Raw genomic sequence first — 15,637 nt, 5'->3', positions numbered from 1 at the left:
TTATATGTATTTGAAAAAGCGGAGAGGCAGCCGCCTCTCCGCTTTAGTTAACGTATGTTATAATTATCGTCAGAGTGCATCGCGGATCATGCTCGCCGCGTCTTCACTCACCCATTGTGACCATATATCCTCATGGGTCAGCAGAAATTCGTACGCCGCGTCTTCGCCAGTAGCCTGATTATCAGTCATGTAAACCAGCATAGCGTTCATCACAGAACCTGGAAAAACCCGATTTGCGAGATATTCCACAGCAATGCCACCCTCTTGCTGCAAACGATCCGTTATCACTGTGTGAACCTCCGACTCTGTATAGCGGGAAGGTTGAGGATCAGCACATTCCTGCTCTGGCTTAACAATACAACCATCCCAGTTTTCTGAACCACCCCAGGGCGTTTCCCATTCTAGCAAAGTTAAGTTATACTTTCCGATTACGGCTGTCGGCGCCCAATAATAACCGAACCAGTATTCTCCCCGATCAACCGCGCGCGCGATAGATCCGTCGAGACCCGCAGCAGATCCTGGGTCAACAAGGTGCCAGCCGAGGTCTTCCATTCCGAATGCCCGGAATAAATTCGCATTCGACAACTGACATCCCCAACCCGCGGGGCAACCCATAAAGGCGCCAAGACTTTCATCCTCCGCCCATGGAAACAGCTCAGGGTGCTGTAGCACTTTTTCTACAGTGTCGAGTTCGGGATAATCAGCTACGAACTGTGGATCCACCCACCAGCCTTCACCTAGTTGGGTGATTGGACCCTCAACAACCGAATGCAAACTACCTTCAGCGACAGCTGCGGCCAAAGGATCTCGAACCGCATTGATCCAAAGCTCCGGCGCAACATCTGGCTCAGCTTTCTCGTTCATAGAGGCAAAAGTTGTCATGGTCGCTCCTGGGATTAGCTCGACCTCACACCCATACCCTTCTTCCAGGATAATCTTGTCAACATTTGCCATTAATTCGGCTGAGGCCCAATCCATTTCAGCAATGGTCAATGAACCACAATCTTGCGCAGATGCAGCCCCACCAAACCCAAGCGCGGCAGCGCCAACAATGCCAGCGGCGAGCGGTTTTACGAATTTCATATGATCTCTCCTGTCGGTCGTTTTATTTTGGGCCGCGCCAAGCGACCCAGACGAAATATGTCGCTATCGTTCTATATCGACATAAAATTCTCAAGCTCTTATTTCTAAAATCGACTTAAGACACTGAAATAATGTGATTAAAAATATTTCACAACCCAAGAATGAATATCGCAAAAGCGACATTTATTTGCATTGCGACACCATTTTACAATTCAGTTACAAACCAAACGCCACAAAAAATGGGGGCGCCGATGGCACCCCCAGTTTCGCTGATCAAGCTCACTCTATTTACCGCCCGTTGATTCTGCCTGCGGCTTGATCCGCGTCAGGGGCGAGCGCACCCGCCCCGTGTTCCCCTCCCGCTGCGCGTGATCGTGGGCAAACGACCATCAGCGCGGCGGGATGGAAAATCTGTTCTTAACTGCAGCCCGATGTGCCGCCGCAGGTGTTGCACTTCATGCATGTGCCGTTGCGCACGAGGGTGTAGTTGCCACATTCCCCGCAGGCCTCGCCCTCATAGCCTTGCATCTTGGCCTTTGTGCGCGCGTCAATCTCAACGGCGGCTGTGGTGAACGCAGCAGCTTGCACCGCCTCGGCCACGACCGCACCAGATTGGCCGACCGCCGTAGTGGGAAGGCTAGAGACACCCCCCTGCAACACGACCAAATCCTGTGGGACACGCTTGCGCAAATAGCCTGTTGAGCTGATCTGTTTAAGCACTTCCAAGGATTTTGACGCCGCGCTGTCGGACAGTTCCTTGACGTTCGAGACACCCTCTTCGACACCGCGGCCCATATCATCAAAGCTTGCGCCTTCTGGCTTTACATGGGCCAGATCGGTGCGGTCGAGATAGGACACCGCCAATTCACGGAAGATGTAATCAAGGATCGAAGTTGCATTCTTGATCGAGTCATTGCCCTGCACCATGCCCGAAGGCTCGAACTTGGTGAAGGTGAAGGCATCCACGAATTCCTCAAGCGGCACACCATATTGCAGGCCAACCGAGACTGCGATGGCGAAGTTGTTCATCATAGCACGGAAGCCTGCGCCCTCTTTGTGCATATCGATGAAAATCTCACCAAGCGCGCCATCGGCATATTCGCCTGTGCGCAGGTAGACCTTGTGACCACCCACAATTGCCTTTTGGGTGTAGCCTTTGCGGCGCTCAGGCAGTTTCTCGCGCTTGGCGCGGGCCACTTCCTTGATCACAATCTTTTCGATCACCTTCTCCGCCAAAACAGCCGCTTTTTCTTGCGGGCTGCCGCTTTCAAGGATTTCTGCCGCCTCGTCATCATCTTCGACCAAAGCCGCTGCCAAAGGCTGGCTCAATTTCGAGCCATCACGATACAGCGCATTTGCCTTAATCCCCAAAGACCAGCTCAATTCATAGGCCTCTTGGCAATCTTCGATTGTCGCCGAATTTGGCATGTTGATCGTCTTGGAAATCGCGCCAGAGATAAAGCTCTGCGCTGCAGCCATCATATAGATATGGCTGTTGACCGAGAGGTAACGCTTGCCCTTCTTGCCGCATGGGTTGGCGCAATCGAACACGTTGTAATGCTCTTCTTTGAGGAAAGGTGCGCCCTCCAAGGTCATCGTGCCGCAGACATGATCATTGGCAGCTTCGATGTCCTTCTTCGAAAAGCCCAAATGTTGCAGAAGATTGAAGCTCGGATCATTCAGCTTGGCCTGCGGAATGCCCAAGGTTTTGGTGCAGAATTCCTCACCCAAGGTCCACTGGTTGAACACAAAGCGGATATCAAAGGCCTGTGGCAAAGCCGCTTCGATCTTGTCCAATTCAGCCTGACCAAACCCATGCCCCACCAAGGCGGTATGGTTGATACCAGGCGCATTGCCAAGCGTGCCATGGCCGACCGCATAGGCAATGATTTCTTCAATCTCGGAGGAAGTATAACCCAGTTTTTCCAAGGCGGCAGGCACAGAGCGGTTGATGATTTTGAAGTAACCACCACCTGCCAGTTTTTTGAACTTAACCAAGGCGAAATCGGGCTCGATGCCTGTTGTGTCGCAATCCATGACCAGACCGATTGTGCCCGTTGGCGCAATCACAGTGGCCTGAGCGTTGCGATAGCCATGCTTTTGGCCCAAATCCAACGCCTCATCCCATGCTTGTTTGGCCAGATCGACCAGACGCGTATCGGGGCAGTTGGCGTGATCCAATGGCACAGGGGTGACGTTGACATCTTCATAACCATCCGCCTCGCCATAGGCCGCACGGCGATGGTTACGAATGACGCGCAGCATATTATCCGCGTTGCGCTTATACCCTGAGAATGGCCCCAGTTCAGACGCGATTTCCGCAGATGTTGCATAGGACACGCCCGTCATAAGTGCCGTCAATGTACCACATAATGCGCGCCCCTCATCACTGTCATAGCCCAAGCCCATATTCATCAACAGGCCGCCAATATTGGCATAACCCAGACCCAAGGTGCGGAAATCATAAGAAAGCTGCGCGATTTCCTTTGAGGGGAACTGCGCCATCATCACCGAGATTTCCAAGGTCAATGTCCAAAGCCGGGTCGCATGCATATACCCATCTGCATCAAACTTGCCATTCTTGAAGAAGGTCAGCAGGTTCATCGAGGCAAGGTTACAGGCCGTATCGTCCAAGAACATATATTCCGAACAGGGGTTCGACCCACGGATCGGCCCGTCTGCAGGGCATGTGTGCCATGCGTTAACGGTGTCATGGAACTGGATGCCAGGATCGGCGCAGGCCCATGCAGCATGACCAACCTTTTCCCACAGATCACGGGCCTGCAGGGTTTTGGTGGGCTTGCCGTTCACGCGTGATTTCAGATGCCATTCCGCATCATCCTTGATCGCCTGAAGGAAATCATCCGTCACGCGGATCGAGTTGTTGGAATTCTGACCCGAGACGCTGGCATAAGCCTCGCTGTCCCAATCTGTGTCATAGGTCGGAAATTCAATCGACGTGTAACCCTGACGCGCATAATCCAAGACGCGCTTTACATAGGTTTCGGGGATCGACACCTTTTTCGCAGCGCGGATTGCATCCTTCAGCGCGCCGTTTTTCACAGGGTCGGTCGCATCCGCGAGATCCCCGTCCCATGTCTTGACCGCCACAAAAAGGCCGTTGAGCATTTTCTCATGCATCTTCGAGCCAGCAACAAGCGAAGCAACCTTCTGTTCTTCGATCACCTTCCAATCGATGAAGGCTTCGATATCAGGGTGGTCTGCATCTACGATCACCATCTTTGCCGCGCGGCGTGTGGTGCCGCCAGACTTGATGGCGCCCGCCGCACGGTCACCGATTTTCAAAAAGCCCATCAGACCGCTGGATTTGCCGCCGCCCGACAGTTTTTCACCTTCGCCCCGCAGCATCGAAAAGTTCGTGCCTGTGCCAGAGCCATATTTGAACAGGCGCGCTTCACGCACCCAGAGATCCATGATCCCGCCTTCATTCACCAGATCGTCCGCAACGGATTGGATGAAACAAGCGTGCGGTTGGGGATGCTCATAGGCCGAGGCTGATTTGGTCAGCTTACCCGTTTTATAATCAACATAGTGGTGGCCTTGGCTTGGGCCATCAATGCCGTAAGCCCAGTGAAGGCCTGTGTTGAACCACTGCGGGCTGTTTGGCGCTGCCATCTGGCGCGCCAGCATCAATTGCATTTCTTCGAAATAGGCGCGCGCATCGGCCTCGGCCGAGAAATAGCCGCCCTTCCATCCCCAATAGGCCCATGCCCCTGCCAACCGGCGGAACACTTGCTTGGCCGATGTTTCGCCCACAATGCGCTGATCTTCGGGCAGCTCGGCCAAGGCCTCGTCATCCGCCACATGGCGCCAAAGGAAATCAGGCACACCCTTTTCTTTCACGGGCTTCAGCCGTGCAGGAACGCCTGCTTTGCGGAAATATTTCTGTGCGATCACATCCGAGGCAACTTGGCTCCACGATTTGGGAACCTCTACTTCGTCTAGTTTAAAGACGATGGTTCCGTCTGGATTGCGAATTTCAGAAGATGTGAGAGTGAATTCGAGATCTGTGTATACATCTGCGCCGTCGCGGGTGAACCTACGTTCAATTTTCATGGCTGCCTCTTTTGTTACTAGCCCTGTTCCAACTACGCGGCCTGCCAGCGTCTTACGCGCTCTGACCGTCTTTTTTTGCGGAACCAGCCCTACACACCCAAACAAATTTGCCCGCACCGCTAAAAGAGGTTCGCTATGGCAAAGGTTGAGGAACTGCCCCGCACCGAGACCACTAGATATTGTAGTGACGCTCTCAGCCCCCACAACCTGACGTAGGGACACATATTTGGTCAATCGGTTTTTTTGTGAATTTTCAAAATTTTCAGTCTTGAAATCTGCCCAAACTGCAAAACCACAAGAGGCGCTGTGATTCATCAAATCCCTTACAACGGGCTCAATTTGTAAAAGAATTGTTACAGCAGGACAGGTTAGACCATGAAACGAAAGCCATGGATCAGGCCGCGCGCATCGTGGCGTGGTCTGTAAATAAAAACCTTGACCCCAAGATCTGCCTACAAAATATAGTATGTCTTTTAGAGGTAAATTCACGCCAAACGCGGATCGCGCCCCATCTCAGGCTCAAATGACGATCTGCTTTTGTGGAAGTGGTCGGGGCGATAGGATTCGAACCTACGACCTACGGTACCCAAAACCGCCGCGCTACCAGGCTGCGCCACGCCCCGACTGCGTGCCTCTTAGCGCCTCTTTTCACGGATGAAAAGAGCACTCATGCACTTCTATTGAACTTCACAGGGCCACAAAGCACCCTGTTGTGGCATTTGCGGGTGGCGGATCACTGCACCGACCTGCAAATTCAGCATTTCTGACATGCCACCATTGATTTCCAGCACTGCGAAAATCTCATCACCGCCACGGATGGGCGTGCGATCAAGGGGAATCGCGTTTTCATGGATGTGAACCACCTGCCCGCGCGAATCGATGAATAGCATATCGAGAGGGATCAGGGTGCTTTCCATCCAAAAGCTGGCGGGCTGCGGACGCTCGTAGATGAACAACATCCCCGCCATACGCGGCAGTGCGGGGCGATTCATCAAACCGACTGCGCGCTCTTGCGGCTCGTCTGCGATTTCCACTGTAAAGCGTGCCGTCCCGAAATCACCTTTGATCTCGACCCGTTCGGGGCGACAGGCCGCCTGCGCAGATATCGCACTGAAAGCCAACCCAAGGGCCGCCGCCGTGCTAATCCTAATTCTCGTGCTGCACATAATCCCAAGCGCGCACCTCTGCGGCCATTTTACCACGCGGGCCATCGACAATGCGAACGGCAAGCGCCTCGCCCGGCTGCAAATCGGCAAAGCCAAAGCGGCGCAAAATCTCGACATGGGTAAATATGTCATCGGCAATGCCAAATTCATTCGCAAAGCCAAACCCCTTTGCCTTGTCAAACCATTTCACCCGCGCCGCAACGAAAGGTGCATCTGTCTGCGGTATATCAATACGCAGGTGAAAATCCACCTCTTGCTCGCTTGGCGGTGTTAATGACAACACCTCCTGCGCTTGCGCACCGCGGTCTGTGTAATTCACGACCACCTCGACATATGCATTTTCAGCAATCGCGCTTTGGCAAAATTTCTCAATACATTCGCGTGCAATAAAATGTCTGGGCCACCGTCATCGGCAAGGATAAATCCATACCCTTTGGCGGCATCAAACCATTTCACTTTGCCACGAACCGCCACCCCCATGTAGCGATCGACTTCCGTCATTGTGGTGCATCCTATGTCTTCGGGCCTAAGCCCATCCGTCCCTGCCTAAGGGTTTGGCCCGAAGCGAATATATATGCAAGAAGAAATTAAAATTTATGCCGAAAAAAATAATTATTGGCGATTTATGCAAAATCACCCCCTAAAAATAATCAAATTAAGCATTTTCTGATGGCGCAGTTGATGCGTTTCTCAGCAAGAAACGTCCCGCCCTCGTGCAATTTAGGGGTTTAACCGCTGCACTGTCCAATTCGATGCATCTGCCCCGAGATCACGCGTCCACCGAAACCGATCATGCAAACGAAATGCACCATCGGCCCAAAATTCAATTTCGACAGGTCTGATGCGAAATCCGCCCCAAAACGGGGGGCGCGGTGGGTTTGGGCCTTTCTCAACGGTGATTTTAGCAACATCCGACATCAATGATGCGCGACTGTCCAAGGGCTGTGATTGACGCGAGGCCCATGCCCCAAGCCTACTTTTCAGAGAGCGTGAGGCGAAATAATCATCCGCCTGCGCCCCATCCTCACGGGTCACTATACCCCGCACCCGAATCTGACGGCGCAAGGATTTCCAATGCAGCACAAAGGCCGCCTTGCCGCTCGCGCTGATCTCTTGGCCCTTTTTACTGTCGTAATTGGTGAAAAAAACGAAAGCGTCATCTTCAATTTGACGCAGCAAAACCATGCGCACATTGGGCAGGCCATGCGCGTCAACCGTGGCCAAGGCAATCGCATCAGGGTCGTTGAGTTCGCTTTTTTCAGCCTCCTTCATCCATGCGCGCGCAATGGCAAATGGATCATCCCCTGCAAAAATTCCTATGCGATCGGTCATGCTATGCCTCTTTTATTATTGCGGCATTTCTGTCGCGTCTAAACCTAGAGCGCATACGCCCCCCCTTCAAGGCTGACGGGACATCTTGAAGCTGTGACCCCAAAGGTCTAAACCCTTCCTAACCCAACAATAGCGACAAGGATTGAGGGCAGCATGGGGATTATGACTGGCAAGCGCGGGCTGATTATGGGCCTTGCAAATGACAAATCCATCGCGTGGGGGATTGCAAAAGCCCTTGCAGAGCATGGCGCCGAATTGGCGTTTTCATATCAAGGCGAACAACTGCTCAAGCGGGTGCAACCGTTGGCGGCGGAACTGGGTTCCGATGTGGTTCTACCGTGCGATGTGACGGATAATGACAGCCTAGACGCGGTTTTTGAGTCTCTCAAAGACGAATGGGGCAGTCTCGATTTCATCGTTCACGCCATTGGATTTTCCGACAAAAACGAATTGCGTGGCCGCTATGTGGACACAAGTGCCGCGAATTTCGAAATGACGATGAATATTTCGGTCTATTCTTTCACCGCTGTGATGCAGCGCGCCGAAAAGCTAATGACCAATGGCGGCTCGGCGCTGACGCTGACCTATTATGGCGCGGAACAGGTGATGCCGCATTACAACGTCATGGGGGTCGCGAAAGCCGCGCTTGAAGCGTCCGTGATGTATCTGGCCGAAGATCTGGGCAAACAGAATATCCGCGTGAATGCTATTTCCGCGGGGCCGATCAAAACCTTGGCCGCCTCGGGCATTGGCGATTTCCGCTATATTTTAAAGTGGAACGAGCTGAATTCGCCGCTGCGCCGCAATGTCTCCATCGAGGATGTGGGCAAATCCGCGCTTTATCTGTTGTCTGATCTCGCCTCTGGTGTGACGGGCGAGAATTTGCACGTTGATGCAGGATATCACGTAGTGGGCATGAAAGCGGTGGATGCACCTGATATTGATGTGGTGACGGGACGCAAGGACTAGGGGCGCAATGACAGTCGCGGCATTTCTCGCGATTTATTTGGTGCATCTGGCCGCCGCCATGAGCCCCGGCCCTACAACACTTTTGGCGGCCCGCAGCGCGGCGCGCGATGGGTTTGATCGCGCAATTTTCCTCGCCATTGGTTTTGGCGTTGGGGCCTGCTTGTGGGCCATAGCCGCCATTTTTGGCCTTGCGATTCTGTTCGAACACGCCCCTGCCGTGCTTTTGGGGTTAAAACTGGTTGGGGCGGGATATCTCTTTTACTTGGCTCTCAGGGTATGGCGCAGCGCCGCCCTGCCCTTTGAGGCCACGCCAATCCCCGCGGATGAGACCCCAAAATCGGCGGCGAAATTGATCTGGCTTGGATTTGCGACACAGCTTGCCAATCCCAAGCCCGCCGTGTTTTTCGGCACGATCTTCCTCACCTTCCTGCCCACCAATCCAGATCACTGGGTCTATGCGGTGGTGTTGGGCATGATCTTTGTAAATGACGCAGGCTGGAACCTGATTGTGGCGCGTATTTTCTCGCTATCGGGGCCACGGCGCGCCTATTTGGGTTTCAAACCCGTGATTGAGCGTATATTTGGCGGGCTTCTGGCACTTATGGGTGCCAAGCTTGCCCTTGGTTGATCAAAGGAGAAACAGTGCCATGGATCGTTTGCCACATGAGAAAGGCTTTCATGTCTCGTGGGATCAATTGCACCGCGATGCGCGCGCGCTTGCGTGGCGCTTGGACAAACGCGGGCCTGGGCCTGATGGTTCATGGCGGGCGGTGGTTGCCATCACACGCGGCGGCATGGCCCCTGCAATGATTGTGGCGCGCGAATTGGATATTCGCACAGTGGATACGATTAGCGTCAAATCCTACCATTCTGGCGGCGGCAAGGCCGATCAGCGCCGCGAGGCAGAGGTTCTCAAAAGCCCAGATGTCGACATGATGGGGGATGGTGAGGGCGTCCTGATCGTGGATGATTTGGTCGATACAGGAAAAACCCTTGAACTGGTGCGCAAACTTTACCCCAAGGCGCATTTTGCTACGACCTATGCCAAACCCAAGGGCGAGCCTATGGTCGACACATTCATCACAGGTGTCAGCCAAGATACATGGATTTTCTTTCCATGGGATATGGCCCTGCAATATGTCGAGCCTTATCGCGGCAAGGATTAATTGCGCGCGCAAAGCGCCTCATTTAAAAGTGTTTTAACGGCATCAGGCGGCACATCTGAGGTCACAAAGCATGTACCAATGCCACGCATCAAGATAAAGCGCAGCTGCCCTTCAAGCACCTTTTTATCTTGCGCCATCAGCGCAAGCAGCGCGTCTGCATCGGGCAAATCGCCCTCAATATCCGCCAAATCGCGCTTCATGCCCATCTCGGCCAGATGCGCGCGGATGCGGGATGGTTCTTCCTGCGGGCACAACCCCAAGCGCTCCGATAATTCCGCCGCCAAAGCGCACCCAATCGCCACCCCCTCACCATGCAACAGGCGATCAGAATATCCCGTGGCTGCCTCAAGCGCATGGCAGAAGGTATGGCCCAAATTAAGAAGTGCGCGATCCCCCTGCTCTGTCTCATCGCGGGCCACGATATCGGCCTTCATCTGAACTGACCAACGCACCGCCTCTTCGCGCAAGGCCAAATCACCTGCGGCCATGGCGCGGGCGTTTTCCTCAAGCCAGTCGAAAAACGCGGCATCGCCAAGCAAGCCGTATTTCACCACCTCGCCATAACCCGCCAAAAAGTCACGAGGGGCCAAAGTGGACAAAAGATCAATATCTGCCAAAACAAGGCTAGGTTGATGAAAGGCACCAACGAGGTTTTTGCCATGTCGCGTGTTGATGCCCGTTTTGCCGCCAACCGAACTGTCGACCTGCGCCAGAAGCGAGCTTGGCATCTGCACGAAGCGCACGCCACGGCGCAGGATCGCAGCGGCAAAACCAACGAGATCCCCGATCACACCGCCGCCAAGCGCGATCACGATATCGCCCCGTTCAACCTTTTCATCGAGCAGCCATTCAACGGTCTGCGTCAGATATTGCCATGATTTTGTGCCCTCGCCCGCAGGCAAAGTCAGCGCGCGTGCGGCAATCCCGCCTGCGCTCAAGGCCGCCTCAAGATGGGCCAAATGCAAGGGCGCCACCCGATCCTCGGTTACGATCCAAACTTTTGGACGCCGCAACAAAGGCGCAAGATGGGTTGCCGCCTGCGCAATCAGACCAGAGCCAATCACCACATCATAGCTGCGACTGTCCAGATTTACCCGCACTGTGGATGTCATGTTGCGACCTCCGACAAGACATTATGAGCGTGAAGCAAACGCAGCACATGATCGGTCGTATCCTCAATCGACCAGTCATGCGCGATTTCAAGGCGCAATTCAGCCTGTTCATAGGCAGGGCGGCGCGCCACCATCAAAGCCTCAAGCTTGCCGCGCGGATCAGGCCCATGGAGCAGCGGCCGCGTGGTTTTGTGGCGCACCCGCGACCACAAAAGCTCAATATCGGCATCCAACCACAACACCGCCGCTTGCGCCGAAATCAAATCGCGGTTTTCAGGCGACAGCCACGCCCCCCCGCCAGTAGACAGAACTGCAGGCGCACCCGCCAGTAGCCGTGCGATGACTTTGCTTTCGCGGTCACGGAAAAACGGCTCGCCGAAGCGTTCGAAAATTTCGGCGATGCTCATCTGTGCGCTTTCGACAATTTCGGCATCAGAATCGCGCAACTCGACCCCAAGCCGTGCGGACAAGGCCCGCCCGACAGCGGTTTTGCCCGAGCCTGGCATCCCGACCAAAACCACGGTTTTGTGCAAATTATAGGCGGTTTCAGCCCGTGTTTGCCCGTTCACCCTATGCATCCTTTATGCATTTGCGAAGATTTCGCAAAATTCCCCCAAGAAATTCTGCGCGAACTCCCCTATATTGGCGCAAGATCGTCTATTATTCCACGCAATACGCGTTGGGGGACAGACACGCAAGCAAGCAACCGCGCGAGAATAAGCGCAGAAGGCAGAGGCACGAGAAATATGGTTAAGCTGTTCATGGGGTTGGTGATTTTAATCCTGCTCACTGCTGTTGGCCTGCTGGGATATGGCTATTCGGGCCTGATGCAACCCGAGACAGTAGAATTGCGCGACACAATCTCGATCCCGCTTGAGTAACAGATCATGGGCAGGCTGAGGGGCGGAACATTTTGGGGGCTTGTGGCAGGTCTGATTTGGCTTTTGCCTGCGCTGCCACTGGCGGCACAAACGCCGCAAATGTCGCCGCAGGATATTGCGCCCAGTTGGCTTTCCGACACGATTGCGCCGCGCAGCCCCGATGTTGCCGCAGAAATTGTCACCGAAGATATCCGCGTGATGCCGATAGGGCCGATCACGCGCAACGCCGTGGGACTTTTGCCTGCGCGGGTTACAGGCTTTCCCAGTGGGCTTTGGGGCCAATCTGACAGTGCCGAGCTTGCAGGCCTGTTTCGCCGCTTGCCGATGACAGGGCCGCCCGCCATTTTGGACTTAACCGAACGTTTGGCCCTGTCCGAGCTTGATCCCCCTCTTGGGGGCAATGATGCGGCGGCAGATGATCTGTTTTTGGCGCGGATTGATATGCTCTTGGCGCGCGGCGCGCTTGAGCCTGCCCGCGCATTGATCGAACGCGCAGGCGTAGAAGACGGCGAGGTATTTCGGCGCTGGTTCGATGTCTCGCTTCTTTTAGGGCAGGCAGATCGTGCCTGTGCCGCGATGCGCGCAAGCCCTGACATCGCACCAACATATCCCGCACGGATTTTTTGCTTGGCCCGTTCAGGCGATTGGTCAGCGGCGGCGCTCTCAATGGGCACAGGCGTTGCCTTGGGGTTCATCACCGAAGATGAGGCGGATTTGGTCGCGCGCTTCCTTGATCCCGAGTTATTTGAGGGGGAGCCGCCCTTGCCCCTAGACCCCGATATAACACCGCTGCGCTATGTGATGCGCGCGGCCATTGCAGAACGCCCATCCTCGCTTGGGCTGCCTTTGGCCTTTGCCCATGCCGACCTCGCCCCGCAGGCGGGGTGGCGCGCACAGCTTGATGCCGCAGAACGCCTGTTGCGCGCAGGCGCGATTGAGCCAAGCCAATGGTTGGCCATTGCCACCTCGCGCCGCCCCTCCGCCTCGGGCGGGATATGGGAGCGCGTTGCAGCCGTTCAGGAATTTGATGCAAGCCTCCTTGCGGGTGATGTGGCGGCCATTGCCCGCAGCCTTGCGCGCGTGGTGGATGCCCTTGGCGCTACGGGTCTTTTGCCCGCTTTCGCACAGCTTTACGCCGACCCGCTTGGCCGCCAACCTTTGGTGGGAGAGGCGGCGATCCTCGCCCGCAAAATCGAGCTCCTCTCCCGCAATTACGAAAGCCTTGCCCTGCGTGCGGTGCCACAATCCGCAGATGAGGCGGTGGCCTTTGCCTTGGCGCGCGGGCAGATGCCCAGTTTGCCCGCAACGGCAAGCCCACGGGTTATGGCCCTTGCGGCGGGATTTGACGAAATTGCGCTGCCTGACCGCTATGCGCCCCTGATTACAGGCAATCGCGCGGGAGAGGCGCTTTTGCTCGCAGCCCTGACCCTATCAGGGAATGGTGCAGATTTAGACGATCTCTCAGATGCATTGCGGGTCTTGCGCTATTTGGGTCTAGAAGACAGCGCGCGGCGCGTGGCACTTCAGCTATATCTCCTGCCCGATAGAAACGGATAAGAGCGCGCGATCATGACATATCAAAGATTGATCACCCAATTCCTTGAGGCGCAAGCAGCCGAGTTGAACGCAGCGCAAAACACGCTCTTGGCTTATGCCCGTGATTTGGACGATGCGCGGGCATTTTTCACTGATCACGGAGCAGATTTCCTCAGCGTCACGCGAGATGGGATCGAAACCTATCTTGCCGATCTGGAGGTTCGGGGGCTGTCACGCGCCACGCGCGCGCGGCGCCTGTCTGCGCTGAAACAAATGTGTCGATTTCTGTTTGAGGAAGGCCTGCGCAACGATAACCCAAGCCTCAAAATCAAGGGGCCCGCGCGTGAGCAATCTTTGCCCAAAACCCTCAGCCATAAGGCCGTGGATCAGCTTTTGGCACAGGCTGAAATTCATGGGCGCAGTGCCGATGATCGGTTGCGCAACCATTGCATGATGCAAATTTTATACGCGACAGGGATGCGCGTAAGCGAGCTTGTCACCCTGCCCGTGGCCGCCGTGCGGGGTGACCCCCAGCTGATCTTGATCAAGGGAAAAGGCGGCAAGGAACGGATGCTGCCACTGACGCAATCCGCGCGTTTGGCGTTGCAATCCTGGCTTGCCCGCCGCGATGCATTGGAAGACCTCGCAACACGCGAGGGGGGGGCAAAACCCTCGCGCTACCTGTTCCCAAGCCGCAGCAAAGAAGGCCACATGACGCGGGTGCGGTTTTACATGCTGATCAAGGAAATTGCCCGTGATGCAGGTGTGCCACCGCAATCGGTCACCCCGCATCGTATGCGCCATGCCTTTGCCACCCATCTATTGGCCGGTGGCGCAGATTTACGCAGCATTCAGGCCCTTTTGGGTCACGCGGATATCGCAACGACCGAAATCTATACCCATATCTTAGATGAGCGGTTAAAAGCCCTTGTGCTCGAACATCACCCTTTGGCGGATCAGACATCTGCCTCGACTGAAAATTGATAGGCCCCATGACTGAAACGATTTCGTTTGATTCTGCCCTTTGGATAAGCGCCGCCTCGATTATGGGGCTTTTGGTGCTGTCTGCGTTTTTCTCAGGTTCTGAAACAGCATTGACCGCAGCCTCACGCGGGAAATTGCGCGCACAGGCGGATCGGGGCTCAAAGGGGGCTGAGCGCGCCTTGCGCATGACCGAAGACAGCGAGCGGCTGATCGGATCGGTTCTATTGGGCAATAATGTGGTCAATATCTTGGCTGCTTCTTTAGCGACCGCCCTGTTCACGCGCCTGTTTGGGGAATCGGGCGTGGCGCTTGCCACGCTTGTCATGACCCTGTTGGTCTTGATCTTTGCCGAAGTGCTGCCCAAAACCTATGCCATCACCAATGCCGAAAAGACCGCCGCCCGCGTCTCCCCCGTGATTGCGGTGGTGATTTTCCTGTTTTCGCCGATTGTGGGCGCGGTGCGAATTTTGGTGCGCGGGGTCTTGCGCCTCTTTGGCGTGCAAACCGACCCTGACAGTAAAATCCTGTCCGCGCGCGAGGAAATCGCAGGGGCGATCACGCTGGGCCATTCCGAAGGGGCGGTGGAAAAAGAACATCGCGACCGCTTGCTTGGCGCGCTAGATTTGCACGAGCGGATGGTTGAGGAAATCATGTTGCATCGCTCAAAGATCGAAATGATCAATGCTGATGCCACACCTGAGGAAATCTTGAGCCAAGCCTTGCAATCCCCCCATACCCGCCTGCCCGTCTATCGCGGCGAGACGGAAAATATCATTGGCGTGATCCATGCAAAGGATTTGCTGCGCGCCATGGATGGGCTGACGCGCGGCGAAAACGCGAAGGGGATCGAAAATTTCCGTATCACCGATGTGGCCATGAAACCCTATTTCGTGCCTGACACCACCACATTGGATGAACAGATGCGCCAATTCCTGCGCCGCAAAACGCATTTCGCGTTGGTGGTGGACGAATACGGCGCTTTGCGCGGCTTGATCACGCTTGAAGATATCCTTGAGGAGATTGTGGGTGAAATCACCGATGAATTTGATGTGGATGAAGCGCCGCAATTGAAACCTGGCCCCGATGGGCATTTCTTGATTGATGGGGCAATGACCATTCGTGATTTCAACCGCGCCACAGATTGGAGCCTTCCCGATGAAGAGGCCAACACTGTGGCAGGGTTGGTGATCCACGAGGCGCAAACAATTCCTGTCATCGGTCAGGCATTTTCCTTTCATGGCTTCCGCTTTGAGGTGGTGGCCCGCGAGAACAACCGTCTCACCCAGATCAAAATTCGCAAACTTGGCTGATCCGATCCCGCATAAAGCGCC

At 55.0% G+C, this 15,637-nt stretch carries 13 protein-coding genes, 1 tRNA gene and 1 pseudogene; 7 read left to right on the top strand and 8 right to left on the bottom strand.

Going from position 1 to position 15,637, the window contains the following annotated elements; all coding sequences use genetic code 11:
* Positions 1-69: 69 nt before the first annotated feature.
* From AAC632_RS08915 to pdxH, 6 genes and pseudogenes are all read right to left on the bottom strand, one after another.
* Complete coding sequence (locus tag AAC632_RS08915; protein WP_340296778.1) at positions 70-1,083, bottom strand: glycine betaine ABC transporter substrate-binding protein; 1,014 nt, start codon at positions 1,081-1,083, stop codon at positions 70-72.
* Between the two features lie 417 nt (positions 1,084-1,500).
* Positions 1,501-5,160: a vitamin B12-dependent ribonucleotide reductase gene (locus AAC632_RS08910; RefSeq protein WP_340296780.1), complete on the bottom strand. Its 3,660-nt coding sequence runs from the start codon at positions 5,158-5,160 to the stop codon at positions 1,501-1,503.
* 546 nt (positions 5,161-5,706) lie between these two features.
* Positions 5,707-5,783, bottom strand: a tRNA-Pro gene (locus tag AAC632_RS08905).
* A gap of 54 nt (positions 5,784-5,837) precedes the next feature.
* The gene (locus AAC632_RS08900) at positions 5,838-6,281 is read right to left on the bottom strand and encodes a DUF192 domain-containing protein (RefSeq protein WP_340296782.1); all 444 of its coding nucleotides are present in this window, start codon (positions 6,279-6,281) and stop codon (positions 5,838-5,840) included.
* 25 nt (positions 6,282-6,306) lie between these two features.
* A pseudogene (locus AAC632_RS08895) lies at positions 6,307-6,806 on the bottom strand (cold-shock protein).
* A 240-nt stretch (positions 6,807-7,046) separates the two neighbouring features.
* Entirely contained in the window at positions 7,047-7,658 is a 612-nt protein-coding gene (pdxH, locus tag AAC632_RS08890) for a pyridoxamine 5'-phosphate oxidase (protein ID WP_340296784.1), read from the bottom strand.
* Positions 7,659-7,811: 153 nt separating this feature from the next.
* On the opposite strand from pdxH, the gene fabI reads away from it, so the two are divergent.
* From fabI to gpt, 3 genes are read left to right on the top strand one after another with little or no spacing between them, the layout of a single operon-like run.
* Positions 7,812-8,627: an enoyl-ACP reductase FabI gene (fabI, locus tag AAC632_RS08885; RefSeq protein WP_340296786.1), complete on the top strand. Its 816-nt coding sequence runs from the start codon at positions 7,812-7,814 to the stop codon at positions 8,625-8,627.
* Between the two features lie 7 nt (positions 8,628-8,634).
* On the top strand, positions 8,635-9,255 hold the full coding sequence (locus AAC632_RS08880) for a LysE family translocator (protein WP_340296788.1): 621 nt from the start codon (positions 8,635-8,637) through the stop codon (positions 9,253-9,255).
* 19 nt (positions 9,256-9,274) lie between these two features.
* Positions 9,275-9,793 carry a xanthine phosphoribosyltransferase gene (gpt, locus tag AAC632_RS08875; RefSeq protein ID WP_317654549.1) on the top strand — a complete coding sequence of 173 codons (519 nt, stop codon included), beginning with the start codon at positions 9,275-9,277 and terminating at the stop codon, positions 9,791-9,793.
* Here the strand turns inward: gpt and aroB are convergent.
* Both aroB and AAC632_RS08865 read right to left on the bottom strand, forming a co-directional pair.
* Positions 9,790-10,905 (bottom strand): 3-dehydroquinate synthase, encoded by a 1,116-nt coding sequence (aroB, locus tag AAC632_RS08870; protein ID WP_340296790.1) that lies wholly within the window; start codon positions 10,903-10,905, stop codon positions 9,790-9,792. The genes gpt and aroB overlap by 4 nt on opposite strands.
* Complete coding sequence (locus AAC632_RS08865; protein WP_445322639.1) at positions 10,902-11,483, bottom strand: shikimate kinase; 582 nt, start codon at positions 11,481-11,483, stop codon at positions 10,902-10,904. Before AAC632_RS08865 ends, aroB begins: the two co-directional genes overlap by 4 nt.
* Positions 11,484-11,651: 168 nt before the next feature.
* On the opposite strand from AAC632_RS08865, the gene AAC632_RS08860 reads away from it, so the two are divergent.
* From AAC632_RS08860 to AAC632_RS08845, 4 genes are read left to right on the top strand one after another with little or no spacing between them, the layout of a single operon-like run.
* The gene (locus AAC632_RS08860; RefSeq protein WP_317654546.1) at positions 11,652-11,786 is read left to right on the top strand and encodes a hypothetical protein; all 135 of its coding nucleotides are present in this window, start codon (positions 11,652-11,654) and stop codon (positions 11,784-11,786) included.
* Positions 11,787-11,792: 6 nt separating this feature from the next.
* Positions 11,793-13,343, top strand: coding sequence for a hypothetical protein (locus AAC632_RS08855; protein WP_340296794.1), 1,551 nt, complete (start codon positions 11,793-11,795; stop codon positions 13,341-13,343).
* A gap of 12 nt (positions 13,344-13,355) precedes the next feature.
* On the top strand, positions 13,356-14,306 hold the full coding sequence (locus AAC632_RS08850) for a tyrosine recombinase (RefSeq protein WP_340296796.1): 951 nt from the start codon (positions 13,356-13,358) through the stop codon (positions 14,304-14,306).
* 8 nt (positions 14,307-14,314) lie between these two features.
* Positions 14,315-15,616, top strand: coding sequence for an HlyC/CorC family transporter (locus AAC632_RS08845; RefSeq protein WP_317654541.1), 1,302 nt, complete (start codon positions 14,315-14,317; stop codon positions 15,614-15,616).
* Positions 15,617-15,637: the final 21 nt, after the last annotated feature.

The organism is Roseobacter sp. HKCC-CH-9351 (assembly GCF_037830295.1).
GTDB lineage: Bacteria > Pseudomonadota > Alphaproteobacteria > Rhodobacterales > Rhodobacteraceae > M30B80.
The sequence above is the reverse complement of the archived record's forward strand: the minus strand, read 5'-3'. Positions and strand labels throughout refer to the sequence as shown.